Origin of the sequence: Streptomyces sp. NBC_01261, from assembly GCF_036226385.1 — a bacterium.
GTDB lineage: Bacteria > Actinomycetota > Actinomycetes > Streptomycetales > Streptomycetaceae > Streptomyces.
This window is the reverse complement of the sequence record NZ_CP108463.1, coordinates 3938187-3958034: the sequence shown is the minus strand read 5'-3', so window position 1 is coordinate 3958034 and position 19848 is coordinate 3938187. Positions and strand designations below refer to the sequence as shown.

The 19848-nt window shown below is 70.8% G+C and carries 11 protein-coding genes; 1 reads left to right on the top strand and 10 read right to left on the bottom strand.

Translation table 11 applies throughout. The annotated features are described in order from the left end of the window. Positions 1 to 70: 70 nt before the first annotated feature. A complete protein-coding gene (locus OG226_RS16955) occupies positions 71 to 1294 on the bottom strand; it encodes a S8 family peptidase (RefSeq protein WP_328678953.1) in 1224 nt (407 codons plus the stop codon). Positions 1295 to 1517: 223 nt separating this feature from the next. Here OG226_RS16955 and OG226_RS16950 point away from each other — a divergent pair, with 223 nt between their 5' ends. After that, positions 1518 to 4136 (top strand): glycosyltransferase family 1 protein, encoded by a 2619-nt coding sequence (locus OG226_RS16950; protein WP_329349358.1) that lies wholly within the window; start codon positions 1518 to 1520, stop codon positions 4134 to 4136. A 243-nt stretch (positions 4137 to 4379) separates the two neighbouring features. Here the strand turns inward: OG226_RS16950 and OG226_RS16945 are convergent, their stop codons facing one another. The 9 genes from OG226_RS16945 to OG226_RS16905 all read right to left on the bottom strand — a co-directional run bounded on the left by OG226_RS16945 (position 4380) and on the right by OG226_RS16905 (position 19675). Beyond that, positions 4380 to 4889, bottom strand: coding sequence for a DUF1990 family protein (locus tag OG226_RS16945; RefSeq protein WP_328678951.1), 510 nt, complete (start codon positions 4887 to 4889; stop codon positions 4380 to 4382). Positions 4890 to 4971: 82 nt separating this feature from the next. After that, positions 4972 to 6627 (bottom strand): M4 family metallopeptidase, encoded by a 1656-nt coding sequence (locus tag OG226_RS16940; RefSeq protein ID WP_328678950.1) that lies wholly within the window; start codon positions 6625 to 6627, stop codon positions 4972 to 4974. A 257-nt stretch (positions 6628 to 6884) separates the two neighbouring features. After that, positions 6885 to 8912, bottom strand: a complete 2028-nt coding sequence (locus tag OG226_RS16935) for a M4 family metallopeptidase (RefSeq protein ID WP_329349357.1) — start codon at positions 8910 to 8912, stop codon at positions 6885 to 6887. 201 nt (positions 8913 to 9113) lie between these two features. Continuing rightward, complete coding sequence (locus OG226_RS16930) at positions 9114 to 10874, bottom strand: ABC transporter ATP-binding protein (protein WP_329353411.1); 1761 nt, start codon at positions 10872 to 10874, stop codon at positions 9114 to 9116. Between the two features lie 35 nt (positions 10875 to 10909). Then, complete coding sequence (locus OG226_RS16925; protein ID WP_328678948.1) at positions 10910 to 12631, bottom strand: ABC transporter ATP-binding protein; 1722 nt, start codon at positions 12629 to 12631, stop codon at positions 10910 to 10912. 160 nt (positions 12632 to 12791) lie between these two features. After that, complete coding sequence (locus OG226_RS16920; RefSeq protein WP_328678947.1) at positions 12792 to 13700, bottom strand: alpha/beta hydrolase family protein; 909 nt, start codon at positions 13698 to 13700, stop codon at positions 12792 to 12794. A 47-nt stretch (positions 13701 to 13747) separates the two neighbouring features. Then, the gene (locus tag OG226_RS16915; RefSeq protein ID WP_328678946.1) at positions 13748 to 14767 is read right to left on the bottom strand and encodes an aldo/keto reductase; all 1020 of its coding nucleotides are present in this window, start codon (positions 14765 to 14767) and stop codon (positions 13748 to 13750) included. A gap of 1096 nt (positions 14768 to 15863) precedes the next feature. After that, positions 15864 to 17723 (bottom strand): ABC transporter ATP-binding protein, encoded by a 1860-nt coding sequence (locus tag OG226_RS16910; RefSeq protein WP_328678945.1) that lies wholly within the window; start codon positions 17721 to 17723, stop codon positions 15864 to 15866. After that, positions 17720 to 19675 (bottom strand): ABC transporter ATP-binding protein, encoded by a 1956-nt coding sequence (locus tag OG226_RS16905; RefSeq protein ID WP_328678944.1) that lies wholly within the window; start codon positions 19673 to 19675, stop codon positions 17720 to 17722. The genes OG226_RS16910 and OG226_RS16905 overlap by 4 nt, the downstream gene beginning before the upstream one ends. Between the last annotated feature and the right edge of the window lie 173 nt (positions 19676 to 19848).

Below are 19848 nucleotides of genomic sequence, written 5' to 3'. Positions count from 1 at the left end.
TACGCGCAGATCTCCACAGAAAGATCCGGCCCCGTCCAGGGCGAACGGGGCCGGAGCCGTCACTCCCGCACTACGACCGCGGTACTTGCAGAAGTTTGTCCGGCGAACCGAGCCCCACGCCGGACACCTTCCCGGAAACCGTCCCCGCGACGAGTGCGGCGGAGACCTGTGCCGGGGTGGCACGCGGGTGACCGGCGAGATAGACGGCCGCCGCGCCGGCCGCGTGGGGTGATGCCATCGACGTACCGGAGAAGGTCGCCTTCCCCGTGTCGCTCGCGTACGACGCGGAGGTGATCGAGACGCCCGGGGCGAACAGGTCGACGGCCGGGCCGAAGTTCGAGAAGGCCGCCCGGGCGTCGGTCCGGTCGGTGGCGCCGACCGTGACGGCCTCCTTCACGTCCGCGGGGGAGTACTGGCCGGCAGGCTGTCCGTCGTTGCCCGCCGCGACCGTGTACGTGACACCGGAGGCGATCGAGTTGCGTACGGCCGCGTCCAGCTGGGCGCTGTGGATGCCGCCGAGGCTGAGGTTGGCGACCGCGGGCTTGCGCGCGTGCCGGGTGACCCAGTCGATACCGGCGATGACCTGCGAGGTCGTACCGGCTCCCGCGTTGTCGAGGACCCGTACGGCGACGACCTTGGCCTTCTTGGCCACCCCGTACGTGGTGCCGGCGATCGTGCCGGCGACATGGGTGCCGTGGCCGTTGCCGTCCTGGGCGGTGGCGTCGTTGTCGACGAAGTCCCAGCCGTAGCTCGCCCGGCCGCCGAAGTCCTTGTGGGTGATGCGGATGCCGGTGTCGATCACGTACACCGTCACCCCGCTGCCCCCGGACACCGGCGAGGTGTAGCTCTTGCTCAGCGGCAGGCTCGGCTGGTCGAGCCGGTCCAGGCCCCAGGACGGCGGATTGCGCTGGACACGGTTGGCGGCGCCACGGCTGCTGTCCAGGGTGACGCGGGTGTCCTGGGCGACCGAGGCGACCCGCGCGTCCGCCGCGAGGAGTCCCGCCTGTCTCTCGTTCGCCTTGATGGCGTAGCCGTTGATGGCCGTGCCGTAGGTGTGGCTTATTTTCGCCCCGTACTTCTCGGCAAGGCCCTTGCCCGCCGCCGACGGAGCCCGCGTCCCCCCTTTCAACGTCACCAGGTAACTGCCGCTGACGGAACCGGGTTCACCGGCGCCGAGTACGGTCCCCTCCGGTGCGGCGTGCGCGGTCGGGGTGATGGCCGAAACGACCGCGGCCGTGATGACCGCGGTCAGACCCCCCGCCCGACGCAGACGCCGCGTGCGCGTCCGTGCCATGTCGAGTTCCCCTCCTTCAACTCTCCACTGGGCAGCCTCTCGTGAGGCGCGAAGCACCACAAGGGCGCATGAGGGGCCCGTATGAGTGCAGGGTGGTCGTAACCAGCCCGTTGGGGGTCTGGGGGCGAAGCCCCCAGCGAGGGCGACACCATCGCCGGTACCGTCATCACACACGACGACACACATAGCCGTGTGTCATCCAGCGAAGCGCCGAGGTGGAGCTGTGAAGGCGATCCGTCGATTCACCGTCCGTCCCGTTCTCCCCGAACCCCTCCGACCTCTCAGCGATCTGGCGCGCAATCTGCGCTGGTCCTGGCACGCCGACACCCGTGATCTCTTCCAGTCCGTCGATCCCGAGCGCTGGGCCGTCTCGGAACGCGATCCCGTACGACTCCTCGGCAGCGTCTCCGCCGAGCGGCTCGCGGAGCTGGCCGAGGACGGCCGTTTCCTGCGCCGGCTCACCGAGGTCGCGGGCGACCTCGCCGACTATGTGGGCGGTGACCGCTGGTATCAGGCCCAGTCCGGTGAACTGCCCGCCGCCGTCGCCTACTTCTCACCCGAGTTCGGCGTGACGGCCGCCCTGCCGCAGTACTCCGGGGGCCTCGGCATCCTCGCCGGCGACCATCTCAAGTCGGCCAGCGACCTCGGCGTACCGCTGATCGGCGTCGGACTCCTCTACCGGCACGGCTACTTCCGCCAGTCGCTGTCCCGGGACGGCTGGCAGCAGGAGACGTATCCGGTTCTCGACCCCAACGAACTCCCGGTGGCACTGGTTCGGGAGGACGACGGCACCCCGGCCCAGGTCGTCCTGGCGCTGCCCGGCGGGCGTTCGCTGCGCGCCCGGATCTGGCTCGCGCAGGTCGGCCGGGTGCCGCTGCTGATGCTGGACTCGGACGTCGAGGAGAACGACGTCGGCGAGCGCGGCGTGACCGACGTCCTCTACGGCGGCGGAAGCGAACACCGGCTCCTCCAGGAGATGTTGCTCGGCATAGGGGGTGTGCGGGCGGTACGGACGTACTGCCGCCTCACCGGTCACCCCGAGCCCGAGGTGTTCCACACGAACGAGGGACACGCGGGCTTCCTCGGCCTGGAGCGGATCGCCGAACTCTGCGACGCGGGGCTGGACTTCGACGCGGGCCTGGAGGCGGTGCGGGCCGGCACGGTCTTCACCACCCACACGCCCGTACCGGCCGGAATCGACCGTTTCGACCGGGAGTTGGTGGCCCGGCACTTCGGTTCCGAGGCCGAACTCCCGCGCCTGGACGTCCAGCACATCCTGAGCCTCGGCATGGAGACCTACCCGGGCGGCGAACCCAACCTCTTCAACATGGCCGTGATGGGCCTGCGGCTGGGGCAACGGGCCAATGGCGTCTCCCTGTTGCACGGTCAGGTGAGCCGCGAGATGTTCTCCGGTCTCTGGCCGGGGTTCGATGCGGAGGAGGTGCCGATCACCTCCGTGACCAACGGGGTGCACGCGCCGACCTGGGTCGCCCCCGAGGTGTTCCGGCTCGGCGCGCGGCAGATCGGCGCCCAGCGGACCGAGGACGCGCTGACGGTGGGCGGTTCGGACCGCTGGGACGCGGTCGCGGAGATCCCGGACCAGGACATCTGGGAGCTGCGCCGCGATCTGCGCGAGCAGTTGGTGGTGGAGGTACGGGAACGGCTCCGCGCGTCCTGGCGTCAACGCGGCGCCGGATCGGCCGAGTTGGGGTGGATCGACGGCGTCCTCGACCCCGACGTCCTCACCATCGGATTCGCGCGCCGCGTCCCGTCGTACAAACGCCTGACGCTGATGCTGCGCGACCGGGACCGGCTGATGGACCTCCTCCTGCATCCGGACCACCCGATCCAGATCGTGGTGGCGGGCAAGGCGCACCCGGCGGACGACGGGGGCAAGCGGCTGGTGCAGGAGCTGGTGAAGTTCGCGGACGATCCGCGCGTCCGGCACCGGATCGTGTTCCTGCCCGACTACGGCATGGCGATGGCGCAGAAGCTGTACCCCGGCTGCGACATCTGGCTCAACAACCCGCTCCGCCCGCTGGAGGCGTGCGGCACGAGCGGTATGAAGGCGGCCCTGAACGGTTGCCTCAACCTCTCGGTGCTGGACGGCTGGTGGGACGAGTGGTTCCAGCCCGACTTCGGCTGGGCGATCCCCACGGCGGACGGCACGGGCACGGACCCCGACCACCGGGACGACGTGGAGGCCGCGGCCCTCTACGACCTTCTCGAACAGCGGGTCACCCCACGTTTCTACGAGCGAGGTCAGGACGGTCTGCCGGACCGCTGGATCGAGATGGTCCGCCAGACGTTGACGTTGCTGGGCCCGAAGGTCCTGGCGGGGCGCATGGTCCGTGAGTACGTGGAGCGGCTGTACGGCCCCGCGGCCCATGCCCATCGTGCGATGACCCCGGACGCGGCTCGTGAACTGGCCGCCTGGAAGGGGCGGGTGCGCTCCGCTTGGCATGGGGTGACCGTCGATCACGTGGAGACTTCCGCGGCCACGGCCACGGCGGAGCTCGGTACGACGCTGAATCTCCGGGTGCGGGTGGGGCTGGCGGGGCTTGCTCCGGACGACGTGGAAGTGCAGGCGGTTTCGGGGCGGGTGGATCCGGAGGACCGGATCGGGGATGCGACTACGGTTCCCTTGAAGCCGGCGGGGGGGCCGGATGCGGAGGGGCACTGGTTGTACGAGGGGCCGCTCGCCCTTGATCGCACCGGGCCCTATGGGTACACGGTCCGGATTCTGCCCGCGCATCGACTGCTGGCGTCCGGTGCGGAGTTGGGGTTGGTGGCGGTGCCCTCCGAGGACGGGGTGGAGGGGGCCGGGGTTTTGATGCGGTAGCACTCCGTTGGGAAGTCCGGTGCTTTGGCTGCGGGGCCGGTGGGGGCTGGTCGCGCCCATGCGGCGGAGCCGCAAATGTCACGGCCCCGCGCCCCTTGAGGGTGCTGTCGCGAGCGCCGGACTTCGGTTACGTGGGCTGCGGCCCCGAGCCGCCGGCTGCGGGTTTGTCGTAGCTGGTCGCGTCCACGTGGCGGAGCCGCAAATGTCACGGCCCCGCGCCTCTGGGGGCGCGGGTGGCCCCCTCTACACCTCCGCATACGGTGCGCACATCTGGCGCAGCGTGCTGCCGAGCTTTCGCGCGTACGCGTGTTGCAAGCCCCTCGCTGCCGGGCCGGCCAGGCGGGTGTACCACTTGGCGCCCCGGCTGAAGGCGGAGACGGTCAGCCAGACCGTACCGTCACCTGTGCGGTCGACGACGAAGGATTCCTCGCCGGTTTCGGGGTGGCCGGGGAGGGTGCCGTAGGCCCAGCCGGCCCGGCGGTGTTCCTCCACCGTCCAGACGATGCGGCAGGGGGCCTTGATGAGGCCGGCGAGGGTGATCGTCACGTCCACGCCGGGGGCCGCTTTTTCCGCGGTCGCCTCGATGCCCACGCCCATCTCGCGGTGGAGTTCCCAGGTCAGGACCGCTTCGGCGGCCCGGCGGAAGACCTTCTCGCCCTCGCCGATCCGGGTGCGCACATACAGGGGGTGGAAGCCCGGGGGGCAGAAGCCGCGTTCGCGGGTCGCGCCGACGTCGTCGTACGTGAAGGACATGGAACCCAAGAGTAGGGCGGTACCCGGAATTGCCTTCGCTCCGGGTACCGCCCTAGTCACTTGGCTGTCAACTCGGCTGCCGTCAGCTGACGTTGACGGCCGACCAGGCCGCGGCCACCGCGTTGTACTCGGTGGAACCGGAGCCGTACAGCGCCGCCGCCGCCGAGAGCGTGCCGGTGCGAGCGCCCGCGTACTTGGTGGTGGACGTGAAGTACGTCGTCAGGGCCTTGTACCAGATCTGCAGCGCCTTGGCGCGGCCGATGCCGGTGACCGTGGAGCCGTTGGACGTGGGCGAGTTGTAGCTCACGCCGTTGATGGTCTTCGCGCCGCTGCCCTCGGACAGCAGGTAGAAGAAGTGGTTGGCGACGCCCGACGAGTAGTGCACGTCGAGGTTGCCGACCGAGGAGGACCAGTAGTTGGCGGAGCCGCCGTCCTTGCTGGGCTGGTCCATGTAGCGCAGCGGGGTGCCGTCGCCGTTGATGTTGATCTTCTCGCCGATGAGGTAGTCACCCACGTCGGACGAGTTGTTGGCGTAGAACTCCACGCCGGTGCCGAAGATGTCCGAGGTCGCCTCGTTCAGGCCGCCGGACTCGCCCGAGTAGTTCAGGCCCGCGGTGTTGGAGGTGACGCCGTGGCTCATCTCGTGGCCGGCCACGTCGAGCGAGGTGAGCGGGTGGGTGTTGCTCGACCCGTCGCCGTACGTCATGCAGAAGCAGCTGTCGTCCCAGAACGCGTTCACGTACGAACTGCCGTAGTGGACACGGGAGTAGGCGCCGACACCGTTGTTCTTGATGCCGCTGCGGCCGAACGTGTCCTTGTAGAAGTCCCACGTCTCCTGGGCGCCGTAGGCGGCGTCCGCGGCGGCGGTCACGTCCGTGGTGGAGCTGGACGCGGCGCCGGTGCCCCACGTGTTGGTGGTGTTGGTGAAGAGGGTGCCGGTGCCGGACGTCCCGTGCTTCAGGTTGTACGTCTTGTGGCTGCCGCGCGAGGCGTCGGTCAGCGAGTACGTCGTGCCCGACAGCGTGGTGGTGAGGCTGACGGTGCCCGAGTACAGCGTCTTGCCGGTGCCGGTGGCGTTCTCGATGCCCTGGTACTCGAAGAGCTTCTTGCCGGTGGCCGCGTCGGTGATGACGTGCAGCTGGTTGGGGGTGCCGTCGTCCTGGAAGCCGCCGACGATCGTCTCGTAGGCGAGGACGGGGGTGCCGGAGCCGGCCCAGATGACCTTGCGGGCACCGTCGGCGGCGGTCTTGTCGGAGCCGGCGGCCTTGGCGATGGTCAGCGCCTGCTTCTCGGCCTTGGCGGTGGAGATCTTCGGCGTGACGGTGGCGACCTTGATGGCCGCCGCGTGCGCCTTGGTGACACCCTCGGTCTTCCCCGACGGAGCGGTGTGCACGACCAGGTCGCCACCGAGGACCGGGAGGCCCGCGTAGGTGCGCTCGTAGCGGGTGTGGAGCGTGCCGTCGACGTCCTTGACGACGTCCTTGACGACCAGCTTCTCCTTGGTGCCGAGGCCTATCTGCTGGGCGGTCTCGGGCGCGGCGGCCTGCTTCTCCTGGACCAGCGCGGTGCGCGCGGAGTTGGAGAGCAGCTGCGGGGCGGCGGCGAGGGGGGCCGCCTTGCCCGCGGCGGGCTGGGCGGAGGCACCGGTGGAGACACCGGTGGCGAGCAGGGCTCCAGCGGCGACCGCGGTGGCGATGGCCAGGGTGGTGCGCTTGTGACGCGCGTAGAGGGGGGTCACGCAAGCTCCTCTGTGGGGGAGTCCGGCAGCGTGGGGTTACTGACCGGAGCGGGTTGTGAATTGGCTGTGCTGAAGCGGCGTGAGGGAAGAGTGGCATCAGGGGCGCGTACATGTCAGGACCCCCAAGTGATGTTGGCTGAAAATCGACTGTCCGGGAAACGTTGCGGCAATGTAAACGTCCACAACAGAGCGCCGCCCCGGAGTTGAAACCCCGAGGCGGCGCCCAGTTCGTGCGGCCGGAAGTGGACGGCTGGTTTTTACGGGAACGTAAGCTTCCAGCTGTTGATGTATCCGGTGTCCTGTGCTGCCACGTCCTGGACCTTCAACTTCCAGACGCCGTTGGCGACTTCGGAGGACGCGTTGACCGTGTAGGTCGCCTGCACGTTGTCCGCCGAGTCGGACGAGCTGGAGTTCTTCAGGCGGTACGTCGACCCGTCCGGAGCGACCAGGTCGATCACCAGGTCACCGCGCCAGGTGTGCACGATGTCGACCGTGACCGAGAGGTTCGTGGGCGCGTTGCCCGTCCGCCCGGACACGGTGACCGAGGAGGTAACCGCCGCCCCGTTGTCCGGAATCGACACGTCGGCCGTGTTCTCGAACGACGTACCGGTACCGCCACCGCCACCGGAGCGCGCACCGACCGCGACGGCCGCCCACGCGTCCTGCACCGCCTTGTACTCGGCGCCCGTCGTGCCGTACAGCTCACCGGCCGCGGCCAGCGTCCCGGTGCGGGCCGCCGCGTAGTTGGTGGTGGACGTGAACTTCGTGGTGAGCGCGCGGTACCAGATCTGCAGCGCCTTGTCCCGGCCGATGCCGGTGACCGGAAGCCCGTCCGAGGTGGGCGAGTTGTAGCTGACGCCGTTGATGACCTTGGCGCCGCTGCCCTCGCTCAGCAGGTAGAAGAAGTGGTTGGCGATGCCCGACGAGTAGTGGACGTCGAGGTTGCCGACCCCCGAGTACCAACTGTCCGCGGAGCCGCCGTCCTTGCTCGGCTTGTCCATGTAGCGCAGCGGCGTGCCGTCGCCGTTGATGTCGATCTTCTCGCCGATGAGGTAGTCGCCCACGTCGGTCGAGTTGTTGGCGTAGAACTCGACGCCGGTGCCGAAGATGTCGGAGGTCGCCTCGTTCAACCCGCCCGATTCACCGGAGTAGTTGAGCCCGGCGGTGTTGGAGGTGACGCCGTGGCTCATCTCGTGCCCCGCCACGTCGAGGGCCGTCAGCGGGTCCGCGTTGCCGGAGCCGTCGCCGTAGGTCATGCAGAAGCAGCTGTCGTCCCAGAACGCGTTGACGTACGAATTCCCGTAGTGGACACGGGAGTAGGCGCCGACACCGTTGTTCTTGATGCCGGTGCGGCCGAACGTGTTCTTGTAGAAGTCCCAGGTCTCCGCCGCGCCGTAGTGCGCGTCGGCGCCGGCCGTCGCCGCGTTCGACGTGGTGCTGTTGCCCCAGGTGTTGCTGGTCTGGGAGAACAGCGTGCCGGTGCCGGACGTCCCGTGGTTCAGGTTGTACGTCTTGTGGCCGCCGCGGTCGCCGTCGGTCAGGGTGTAGTTCGAGCCCGACTGGGTGGTGGTCAGCGGGACCGAGCCGCTGTACTGGGTGTTGCCGGTGCCGGTGGCGTTCTCGATGCCCTGGTACTCGTAGAGCTTCTTGCCGGTGGCCGCGTCGGTGATGACGTGCAGCTGGTTGGGGGTGCCGTCGTCCTGGAAGCCGCCGACGACCGTCTCGTAGGCGAGGACGGGCTTGCCGCTCGCCGCCCAGATCACCTTGCGGGCCGAGTCCGCGGCCGACTTGGTGGAGCCGAGGGCCTTGGCGCGGGAGACCGCCTGCTTCTCGGCGGCGCCGGTCGTGACGCTCGGGGTGAGGTCGGCGACGTTGAGGGTGGCGTTGGTCGCCTTGATGACGCGCTCGGTGGCACCGGACTTGGCGGTGTCGACGACCAGGTCGCCGCCGAGGACCGGGAGTCCGCCGTAGGTGCGCTCGTAGCGGGTGTGGACCGTGCCGTCGGCGTCCTTGACGACGTCACGGACGATGAGCGCCTCCTTGGCGCCGAGGCCGATGTCCTTGGCCGTCGAGGTCCGCGCCGTCGAGGCGTCGCGGAGCAGCTCGGCGCGCTGCGAGGGGGAGAGCGAGAGAGCCATGTGCGCCGGATTCCCCTTGCTGGCAAGGGGTTTGGCCGGAGCGGCGGAGGAGGTCGCGCCGGCCTGGACGGCTGCGGCGAGCAGAGCGGTGACGCCGGCTACGGCGACTATGTGGGAGGTGCGTCTGCGCGAGGAATTGCTTCTCAACACTGACTCCTTCGAGACGGTCGCGGATCGCGCGACCAGGGGAGATCACAGGGATCACAGGGGTGAAACTGTGGGGTTGCTGTGAAGCGCCAGTGGGAAGAGTGGCACCAGTCCGCGCTTTCTGTCAGGAGCGCGTCAGGATGTTGGCCGGAATTCGTTCGTTGTCCGGATATTCATGTTCGCTATACGGACCCCTCCCGGTCATGTGGCCGTCGGCGGCTCCCCGTGCCACGAGTGCCACAGCGCCGCGTACGCCCCCTCCGCCGCCACCAGTTCCTCGTGCGGGCCGAGTTCGGTCAGCAGGCCGTTCTCCATCACCGCGACCCGGTCCGCGTCGTGGGCGGTGTGCAGCCGGTGGGCGATGGCGATGACGGTGCGGCCCTCCAGTACGGCGGCCAGGGCGCGCTCGGTGTGACGGGCGGTGGCCGGATCCAGCAGGGCCGTCGCCTCGTCCAGGATCAGCGTGTGCGGGTCGGCCAACACCACGCGTGCCAGGGCGAGTTGCTGGGCCTGTGAGCCGTCCGTGACCGAACCGTGCGGGCCCAGACGGGTGTTGAGCCCGTCCGGCAGGTCCCGGACCCACTCCTCGGCGCCCACCGCGTTCAGCGCCGCCCACAACTCCTCGTCCGTGGCGGACGGTTCGGCGATCAGGAGGTTGTCGCGCACCGAGCCCAGGAAGACGTGGTGCTCCTGGGTGACCAGCACGACCTGGCGGCGCAGCGTCTCCGGTGAGAGGCCGTGGACCGGCACCCCGCCGACCGTCACCGTGCCCTCGGTCGGCGCGTCCACACCCGCCAGCAGCCGGCTCAGCGTGGTCTTCCCGGCGCCCGACGGGCCGACCACCGCGAGCCGTTCACCCGGCCGTACGGTCAGGTCGACGCCGTGCAGCACCTCGCCGCCGCGCTCGTAGGCGTACCGCACGCCCGTCACGTCGATGCGGTCGTCCGCCGGTGCCGGGGCGTCGTCGTCGCCCTCCGTGCGGGGCGCCCCGGCCAGTCCCTCCACGCGGGCGAACGAGGCGCCGCTGCTCTGGAGTTGCTCGATCCGCATCAGGATCTGGTCCAGCGGCTCGGTGAACTGCCGCAGATACAGCGCCGCCGCCACCACCGCGCCCAGGCCCACCTCCCCGCGCCCGTGCAGCCAGCCGCCGACGAACAGCACGCCCGCCACCGGGATCGTGTACGACACCTCGACCGCCGGGAAGAACACCGTCCGCAGGAACAGCGTGTACAGGCGGCTCCGCAGAGCCGTCCGCAGCGTGTCGCGGCTCGCGGTGACGCGCCGCTCCTGGAGCCGGAACGCCTCCACCGTGCGGGCCCCGGCCACGGTCGCCGTGAGGATCTCGGCGACCTCCGAATTGGCCGCGCCCTCCGCGAGATAGCCGTCCCGGGCCCGGCGCAGATACCAGCGCAGCGCGAACCAGACCGGCGTCAGCCCCAGCACCCCGAACAGCCCGAGCAGCGGGTCGAGGACGAACACCGCGCCCATCACGAACAGCGCCTGCACCGAGCAGACCAGCAGCTCCGGCCCGACATCGCGCAGGGTCGTCCCCACGATCGCCACGTCCGCCGTACCGCGCGCGGTCAGGTCACCCGTCCCGGCCCGCTCCACCACCGACGCGGGCAGCGCCAGCGCCCGTTCCACGAAGTCCTCCCGCACCCGCGCCAGCGTGCGCTCACCGAACCGGTGCCCGACGTACCGTGCCCACCGCGCCAGCAGCAACTGGGCCAGCGCACACGCCACGATGACGAGCGCCAGCCGGTCCACGACCCCCACCCCGGCCCCGGCCCGCACGTCGTCCACGATCCGCCCGAGCAGCCACGGCCCGGCGAGCCCGGCCCCGGCGGCCAGCGCGTTCACCACCAGCACGACGGCGAACGCCCGCCGGTCCGCCCGTACGAGCCGCAGCGCGGCCCGCCGTACCTCCGCCCGCCCCGCGACGGGCAGTTGACCCTTGGCCAGTGAGGACGGTGTCCCCTTCGCCGACGAGGACCGCGTCACCGTACGACCTCTTCCTCTTCCGCGTCTTCCGCGTCCCGGGCCACCAGCGCGCGGTAGCCGGGTTCCTCCGCCAGCAGCCGGCGATGGCCGCCGCTGGCCGCGACCTTGCCGTCGACCAGGTAGTGCACGGTGTCCGCGTGGTCGAGGACCAGCGGGGACGTCGTGGTCACCACCGTCGTACGCCCCGTGCGCTCCGCGTGCAGCCGTAGCGCGACCGCCGCCTCCGTGTGTGCGTCGAGGGCCGAGGTCGGCTCCACCGCGAGCAGCACCTCCGGCGCGGCGAGCAACGCCCGTACCAGGCGCACCCGTTGGCGCTGTCCCCCGGAGAGGCTGCGCCCCTGCGCGGCCACCGCCGAGTCCAGGCCCTCCGGCAGCCCCTGCACGATGTCGGCGGCGGCCGAGGCGTGCACGGCCTTCGCCACCGCCTCCGCCGACCGCTCGTGGCGCCCGGACACGACCTCCGTCAGCGGTCCGGCGAACAGGTCGGCCTCGTTGTCGGCGACCAGGATCCGGGCCCGCACCTGGTCCAGCGGAATCGCGTCGAGCCGCACCCCGCCCCAGGTGGCCACGGACGGTGCGTACCGTCCGAGCCGGTCCACCACGGCCAGCGCGTCGGCGGGCCGCGTCCCGACCAGCGCGGTCAGCCGCCCCGGCAGCACCCGCACCCCCGAGTCGGGATCGTGCAGGACGGCGGGCTCGGCGGGCGCGTCCAACTCCCCGTTGTCCGGAACGGGTTCGAGCCGCAGCAGCGCTACGACCCGCCGCGCGGACACCACGCCCCGGCTCAACTCGTAGACCATCTGCACGAAGAACGCCACCGGGCCGATCAGCACCGCGACATAGCCGTACACCGCGACCAACTCGCCGATACTGAGCTGCCCTTGGGCCGCCAGCCGGGCCGCGAGCCAGGTCACGACGGCGAGGAACAGCGTCGGCAGCCCGACCCCGATCGCCTGCACCCAGCTGGCCACCGCGCCCACCCGGTAGCCCTGCGCCCGCAGCCGCTGCGAGTCATTGCGGAACGCGTCCGCGAACAGCCCTTTGCCGCCAAGGCCGTTGAGGACGCGCAGGCCGCCCGCGAGGTCGCCGATGCGCGCGGTCAGCACGCTCTGCCGCTCCCGGTACTCCGTCTCCACGCTCTGCAACCGCAACGTCAACGGCCCCGCGAGCAACGCGATCACCGGCACACCCAGCAGGACCACGGCGGCCAGCGGCGCCGAGATCGACAACAGCACGCCCGCGACCACGCCGTAGACGACGAGGGCGCCGAAGCCGGGGCCGACGACGGTGAGGGACTGGGCGATCGTCCACACGTCGCCGACGCCGGTGGTGATCACCTCACCGGCCTGCGCCCGGCGGGACAGCACGGCGCCGAGCCGGACCGTCTGGCCGACGATCAGCTTGACCGTACGGAAGTTGGCGTCGATCCGGACCCGGGTCATCGTGCGGTGCCGCATGATGCTCAGCCACGAGTTGACCGCCCCGACCACGAACAGCGCCCCGGTCCACCAGGCCAGCGCGCCCATGTCCCCCGGCACCAGCCCGTCGTCGACGGCTCGGGACATCAGATACGGCGCCGCCGCCATCAGCACCATCCACACACTCGACAGCAGCGCCCCGGACACCGCCCGCACGGGCTGCTGCCGCACCAGCCACCACAGAAACCGCCAGCCGCCCCGGCAGTCGGGTGTCCCGGGATCCTCGTACGCGTCGATCATGTGCCTCCTTGCTCGGGCTGCCGGGCGCGCAGCCGTGAGCGATCCGGGGGTGGTTGGAGGCAACGAAGATTACCGAGCGTGAGCGCGGTTGCCCATCGAATATCGGGGCCCGCAGGCCATGGGGCCGGCACGCGGGGAGGTGCGGTTCTCCTGGGACCCGTTACTTGCTCCGCAACTTCCCCAGGGGGGCGGGGTCTTGGTCCAGTGCGGCGGCTGCCGCCTTCCAGCCGGTGTCGTCGGAGCGGAGGGCGCCGTGCAGGAACGCTGTGGTGAGGTGCTGGAGCAGAGCGACGCGGGCGGGGCTTTCGTCCGTCGTCTCGGCGACCTCGTAGCCGGGGATGCCGCCCAGCGAGTGCTCCGCGCCGTAGAGGGTGAGCAGGGTCTTGTCGCCGGGGCTGTAGGTGTACGGGTCGGTGAACCAGTCCGGGCCGCGGGTGGAGAGCCGGGACTGGTCGTGGTCTCCGGCGACGATCAGCGCCGGTGGGGTCATCGTGGTGAACGACGGCCTCATGAACGGGAGTTGCTCGGCGGCGAACGGGGTCAGGTCGTCGCCCAGGCCGGTCAGGGCGAGCAGTACGCCCGCCTTCACGCGGGGATCGGACAGGTCCTCGCCGGGTACGCCGTCGGGGTCGAGGACGCGGGCGCCCAGCAGCGTGCTCGCTGTCTGGGCTCCCCAGGAGTGGCCGGCCACGGCGATGCGGTCGTGGTCGAGGCGTCCCGCGAGGCCCGGCACGGAGGCTTCCAGGACGTCGAGTTCGTCCAGTACGCGCTTGAGGTCCTCGATGCGGATACGCCAGATCTCGGGGAAGCGGGGGTCCTCGTGCGGGATGCCGAGCGTCCTGGAGTCGAGGTGGGTGGGCTGGACGACCACGAAGCCGTGCGCGGCCCAGTGGTCCGCCAGCGGGGCGTAGCCGTCCATCGACCAGCCGAAGCCGTGCGAGAGGACGACGACGGGCAGATCGTCGCCGGTCACGGGCGCGGAGACGCGGACCTGGAGGTCCTCGCCGCGGCCCGGGGCGGGCAGGACGACCGGCTTCACGGACACGATCGCGGGGTTCGGGTCGGACATGGCTGTGCTTCCGTTCTCTTTGTCGTCCGGTTGTCGTCCGGTGGGTCTCAGCGGCGGCGCAGGGCCGGGTCCAGCAGCGCGGGCGGGGTGTCGTTCTTCTCGTGGGCGGCGAGGTCGGTGCCGGGGGCGACGATCGTGTCGATCGCGTCGAGTACGTCGGCGGCGAGCACGGTGTCGGCGGCGGCGAGCTGGCTGTGCAGGTGGTCCAGGGTCCGGGGGCCGATCAGCGCGCTGGTGACGGCGGGGTGCGCGGTCACGAAGCCGAGCGCGAGCTGGATCATCGTGAGCCCGGCCTCGTCGGCGACCTTGGCCAGCCGCTCGACGGCGTCGAGCTTGGCCCGGTTGGCGGGGACGGTGGTGTCGTAGCGCTGCGGCATGAACGTGGAGCGGCTGGTGGTGATGGACCGGCCCTCGCGGATCGCGCCGGACAGCCAGCCCGAGGCGAGCGGGCTCCAGGCCAGGACGCCGAGGCCGTACTCCTCGGTCACCGGCAGTACGTGGGTCTCGATCCCGCGCTGGAGGATCGAGTAGCCGGGCTGCTCGGTGACGTAACGGCCCAGGTGGTTCTCGCGGGCGGCCCACTGCGCCTGGACGATGCGGTACGCGGGGAAGGTCGAGGAGCCGAAGTAGCGGATCTTTCCGGCGCGTTGGAGGTCGGTCAGCGCGGAGAGGGTCTCCTCGTCGCTGGTGCGGGGGTCCCAGCGGTGGATCTGGTACAGGTCCACATGGTCGACGCCGAGCCTGCGCAGGCTGTTGTCCAGCTCGGCGACCAGCCAACGGCGCGAGGCGCCCTGATGGTTGCGCTCCTCGTCCATCGGCAGGCTCGCCTTCGTGGCCAGCACGATGTCGTCGCGCCGACCGGCGATCGCCTTGCCGAGCAGTTCTTCCGACTCGCCGCCGCTGTACGCGTCCGCGGTGTCGATGAGATTGACCCCGCCCGCGAGAGCGGCGTCCACGATCGCGGTGACCTCCTCCTGCGTGGTCCGCCCGATCCTGCCGAAGTTCATGGCGCCGAGCGCGAGGGCGCTGACCTGTACGCCGGTGCGGCCGAGGGTGCGGTATCGCATGGCTGCGTCCTTCACAATGGGTAAGCGGAACGTTGTTCCGGTAACGATACGGAACGGGGTTCCGGTTAGCAAGCGGGGAGGGGTGGGGGTGAGGGGAGGCGAGGTGAGAGGGGCGGAGGGGTGTGGCGCGCGGCTGCACAGGGGTGCGGGGTGCGGTGAATGGCGGCGATGAGGGGTGGGGCGTGCGGACCTGGCCGGGAGAGTGGGTGCTCGGTGTGGGGAAGAGCTCCGCTGGACGCGGCCGTCGCGGCCGTCGCGTGTTTCGGCACGTCAGGCGAGGAGACGCCGGTGCGTGGCTGCGCGGCTGAGGTGGGCGTCGGCCCAGGGTGCGATCCGCCGCCGCTTCCCGACCCGCGGACCTCGGCATCGCCGTCCATCGACGCATGGTCGACGCCCGCGCCGAGGCCGGACCGGTCCTGCCGGTGCTCGGCCCGACACCGCCCGCCGCGCTCGGGCAGCGGAACGCCCTCGCCGTCCGGCCACCTGGTCACCCGACACGGCCGCGCGACCGCCCCGGGGACCGGGAACGCGGGGACCGGCTACTCGGGTTTCGGCTACGCGGGTTTCGGCTACGCGGGGACCGGCTACTCGGGTTTCGACCGCCCTGCCCGCCGCGCGATCGAACCCCTCATCGTGGGAGCACGCGCGCCGTGGGAGCACGCGCGGCGCGGGGCTGCACGTGGCGCGGGATTACGCGTGGCGCGGGACCATACGTGGCGCGGGACTATACGTGGCGCGGGATCATACGCGGCGCGGGGCTGCACGTGGCGCGGGATTACGCGTGGCGCGGGACCATACGTGGCGCGGGACTATACGTGGCGCGGGATCATACGCGGCGCGGGGCTGCACGTGGCGCGGGACTACGCGCGGCGCGGGACCATACGTGGCGCGGGACTTCACGTGGCGCGGGACTTCACGTGGCGCGGGACTTCACGTGGCGCGGGACCATACGTGGCGCGGGGCTGCACGTGGCGCGGGACCATACGTGGCGCGGGACTTCACGTGGCGCGGGACCATGCGTGGCGCAGGACCAATGCGTGGCGCAGGACCATGCGCGGCGCAGTGCTGCACGCACCGCGGGACCACGCCCCCGTCCTCACGCCAAGCTCTCCCGCCAAGCCCGGTGCAGGTCCGCGAACCGGCCCGTCCCCGCGATCAGTTCGGTCGGGGTGCCGTCCTCGACGACCCGGCCGTGTTCCATGACCAGGACCCGGTCCGCGATCTCGACCGTGGACAGCCGGTGCGCGATGACGACCGCCGTACGGCCGCGCAGGACCGTCGACATGGCGCGCTGTACGGCCTGTTCGCCCGGGACGTCGAGGGAGCTGGTCGCCTCGTCGAGGATGAGGACGGCGGGGTCGGCGAGCAACGCCCGTGCGAACGCGACGAGTTGGCGCTGACCGGCGGAGATACGTCCGCCCCGCTTGCGTACGTCCGTGTCGTAGCCGTCGGGCAGCGCGCTGATGAAGTCGTGCGCGCCGATCGCCTTCGCGGCCCGCTCGATCTCCTCACGCGGGGCGTCCGGGCGGCCGATCGCGATGTTCTCGGCGACCGTGCCGGAGAACAGGAACGCCTCCTGCGTCACCATCACCACCCCGCGCCGCAGTTCGGGCGCGGACAGCTCGCGCAGGTCGACGCCGTCGAGCAGGACCCGCCCGTCCGAGGGGTCGTAGAAGCGGGCGAGGAGCTTGGCCAGGGTGGACTTGCCCGCGCCCGTCGAGCCGACCACGGCGACCGTCTGGCCGGCGGGGAGGGCGAGGTCGAAGACGGGCAGCACCTCGCCGCCGGTGCGGTAGGCGAAGCGGACGCCGTCGAAGACGACCTCGCGGCCGGGCTGGTCCGACTCAAGTGCCGGGAGCTGGACGGGGGTTGCGGGTTCGGGGACCGACGGGGTCTGGGCCAGCAGGCCCGCGATCTTCTCCAGGGAAGCCGCGGCCGACTGGTAGGAGTTGAGGAACATGCCGAGACGGTCGATCGGGTCGTAGAGCCGCCGTAGGTACAGCACCGCGGCGGCCAGTACACCCAGCTCCAACGAACCGTCCGCGACCCGGGTCGCGCCCCACAGCACGATCACCGCGACGGCCGTGTTGGCGACCAGGCGGGAGCCGGTGACGTAGCGGGCCATCTCCAACAGGGCGTCGCCGTTGGAGCGTTCGTGCCGTTGGTTGAGGACCTGGAAGTCGGCGTCGTTCACGGCCTCGCGGCGGAACGCGCGGACCGGGCGGATGCCGTTCATCGTCTCGACGAACTTCACGATCACGCGCGCGATCGCCGTGGACCGGATCGCGTACACCCGTACCGCGCGCCGCTGATAGACCCGCACCAGCAGGTACAACGGCACGAAGGACGCCACCGCGACCGCACCCAGACCGAGGTCCAGCCAGAGCAGCATCGCCGAGATGTACACGAACGACAGGATGACCGTGATCAGTTCCTGGAGTCCCTCGCTGAGCAGTTCACGCAGGGCCTCGATGTCCGTGGTGGAACGGGAGATGAGCCGACCGGACGTGTACCGCTCGTGGAAGTCGATGCTGAGCGCCTGCGCGTGCCGGAAGATACGGCCGCGCAGATCGAGCAGCACGTCCTGGTTGACGCGGGCGGAGGCGCCGATGAACGCGTACTGGAGTCCGCCGGAGAGCAGCGCACAGAGCAGGTAACCCGCTCCCACGGCGATCAGCGGGCCGTGGTCGTCATTCCGGAACGCCGGTACCGCGCGGTCGATGGCGTACGCCACGAGGAGCGGGCCCACCTGTACGGCCGCCTGCTGGAGCAGGAGGAGGAGGGTCGTGACGGTGACGCGTGCCTTCATCGGGGCGAGCAGGGAGCGCAGGAGTGTGGCGGTCGCGCCGGGAGGAGTGGGCAGGGTGTCCTGATCGAAGAGGTCGCCCGCGGCGGGCTTGTGCGGAGAGTCGGGGGTGTTGTCGGTGGTGGGCGCCGATGTGGTGGGGGCGGTCATCGTTCGTCCTCCTGCTCACCGGCTGGGCGGTTCTGTGTCTGCGGGTCGGTGGGGGCTGGCCGCGCCCCGCGGCGGGGCCGCATGTCGATACCGCCCCGCGCCCCTTCGGGGCGCTCGGCGCCCGACATCAGGTACGCGTACTCCGCGTTCGTCCGCAGGAGTTCCTGGTGGGTGCCGACCGCCGTGATGCGGCCGTCGGACAGCAGGGCCACGCGGTCGGCGAGGAGGACCGTGGACGGGCGGTGGGCCACGATCAACGCCGTTGTGTCGGCGAGGACTTGGCGGAGGGCCGCCTCAACGGCCGCCTCCGTGTGGACGTCCAGTGCGGAGAGCGGGTCGTCGAGGACCAGGAAGCGGGGTTCGCCCACCACCGCCCTTGCCAGGGCGAGGCGTTGGCGTTGGCCGCCGGAGAGGCTCAGGCCCTGTTCGCCCACCTGGGTGTCCGTGCCCTGGGGCAACGCGTGGACGAAGTCCGCCTGCGCTACGGCCAGCGCTCGTGCCAACTCGGGTTCTCCCGCCGCCTTTTCCGCTCCCATGAGTACGTTCTCCCCGACACTGGCCGAGAACAACGTCGGTTCCTCGAAGGCCACGGCGACGATCGCGCGCAGCGTTTCCCGGGGCATGGCGGTGATGTCCTTGCCGTCCAGTGTGATCCGGCCGGAGGTCACCTCGTGGAGGCGGGGGACGAGCGCCGTCAATGTGGTCTTGCCGGTGCCTGTCGCGCCTACCAGGGCCATGGACTCGCCGGGTCTGATGTGCAGGTCTATGCGGTCGAGGGTCGGTGGGGAATCGGGCGGGGCGTCGGGGTAGCGGAAGGAGACTGAGGAGAAGCGGATGCCGTCGTTGTCGGGTGCGGGTCCGTTGTGGCTGGTCGCGCCCCGCGGCGGAGTCGCATCTCGATACAGCCCCGCGCCCCTGCAGGGCGCCTCCGCTTCCGGTGATTCATCCATCACCTCGAAGAACCGCTCCGTCGCCGTCGCCGCCTCCTGGCTCATCGCCAGCAGGAAGCCGATCGACTCCACCGGCCAGCGCAGCGCGAGTGCCGTGGACAGGAACGCCACCAGCGTGCCCGCCGACAGACCCCCGTCCGCGACCTGCACCGTCCCCACCACCAGCGCGGCCCCGAGCGCGAGTTCGGGGAGGGTCACGATGACGCCCCAGATCGCGGCGAGGAGTCGGGCCTTGTGGAGTTCGGTGCCGCGCAGGGTGCGGGAGAGGTCGCGGAAGGCGCGGGCCTGGGTGCGGTGGCGGCCGAAGCCCTTGATGATGCGGATGCCGAGGACGCTCTCCTCGACGACCGTCGTCAGGTCGCCGACCTGGTCCTGGGCGCGGCGGGCCACGTGCGCGTACCGCTGCTCGAAGATCACGCACGTGATGACCACCGGTAGGGCGGGCCCGAGGATCACCAGCCCCAGTGTCCAGTCCTGGAGCAGCATGATGATCACGCCCACCAGGATCGTCACGGCGTTGACCAGCAGGAACGTCAGAGGGAAGGCGAGGAACATCCGGAGCAGCATCAGGTCGGTCGTGCCCCGGGAGAGGAGCTGGCCCGACGGCCATCTGTCGTGGAAGGACACCGGCAGGCGTTGCAGATGCCGGTACAGGTCCGCCCGCATCTCCGCCTCGACGTGCGACAGCGGCCTTGCGACCAGCCACCGGCGCAGCCCGAACAGGACCGCCTCCGCGATCCCGAGCAGCAGCAGATACAGCGCCCCGAGCCACACACCCGCCGTGTCCCGGTCGGCGACCGGCCCGTCCACCATCCACTTCAGGACGAGCGGGAACACCAGTCCCGTACAGGACGCGACGACGGCGACCCCGGCCGCGGCGGACAGCCGTACCCGCACGGGGCGGACGTACGGCCACAGCCGCGCGAGCGTACGGATCGCGGAACGGTCGGACCGGTCGGTGCGGTCGGTGCCGTCTTCGGTGGGTGCATGTGTCGTCGACATCACGGGCGAGCCTACGGACCACCACTGACAGTGCCCACCGAGTTTTGGCCGGACCCGGATCGGCCGTTGGTCCTACGACCTGGGTGTTCGAGGGGTCGTAGGGCCGCATCAACCGATCGGTTGATGTCCCTTCGAGCGCGATGGCCGATGTGCCGGGCCCGGCTCGGGCGGGA

Coding starts and splice junctions, on each gene's coding strand:
- OG226_RS16955 (WP_328678953.1), bottom strand. CDS start 1,294: ATGGCACGGACGCGCACGCGGCGTCTGCGTCGGGCGGGGGGTCTGACC.
- OG226_RS16945 (WP_328678951.1), bottom strand. CDS start 4,889: ATGTCCTTCACGTACGACGACGTCGGCGCGACCCGCGAACGCGGCTTC.
- OG226_RS16925 (WP_328678948.1), bottom strand. CDS start 12,631: ATGATCGACGCGTACGAGGATCCCGGGACACCCGACTGCCGGGGCGGC.
- OG226_RS16920 (WP_328678947.1), bottom strand. CDS start 13,700: ATGTCCGACCCGAACCCCGCGATCGTGTCCGTGAAGCCGGTCGTCCTG.
- OG226_RS16915 (WP_328678946.1), bottom strand. CDS start 14,767: ATGCGATACCGCACCCTCGGCCGCACCGGCGTACAGGTCAGCGCCCTC.
- OG226_RS16910 (WP_328678945.1), bottom strand. CDS start 17,723: ATGACCGCCCCCACCACATCGGCGCCCACCACCGACAACACCCCCGAC.
- OG226_RS16905 (WP_328678944.1), bottom strand. CDS start 19,675: ATGTCGACGACACATGCACCCACCGAAGACGGCACCGACCGCACCGAC.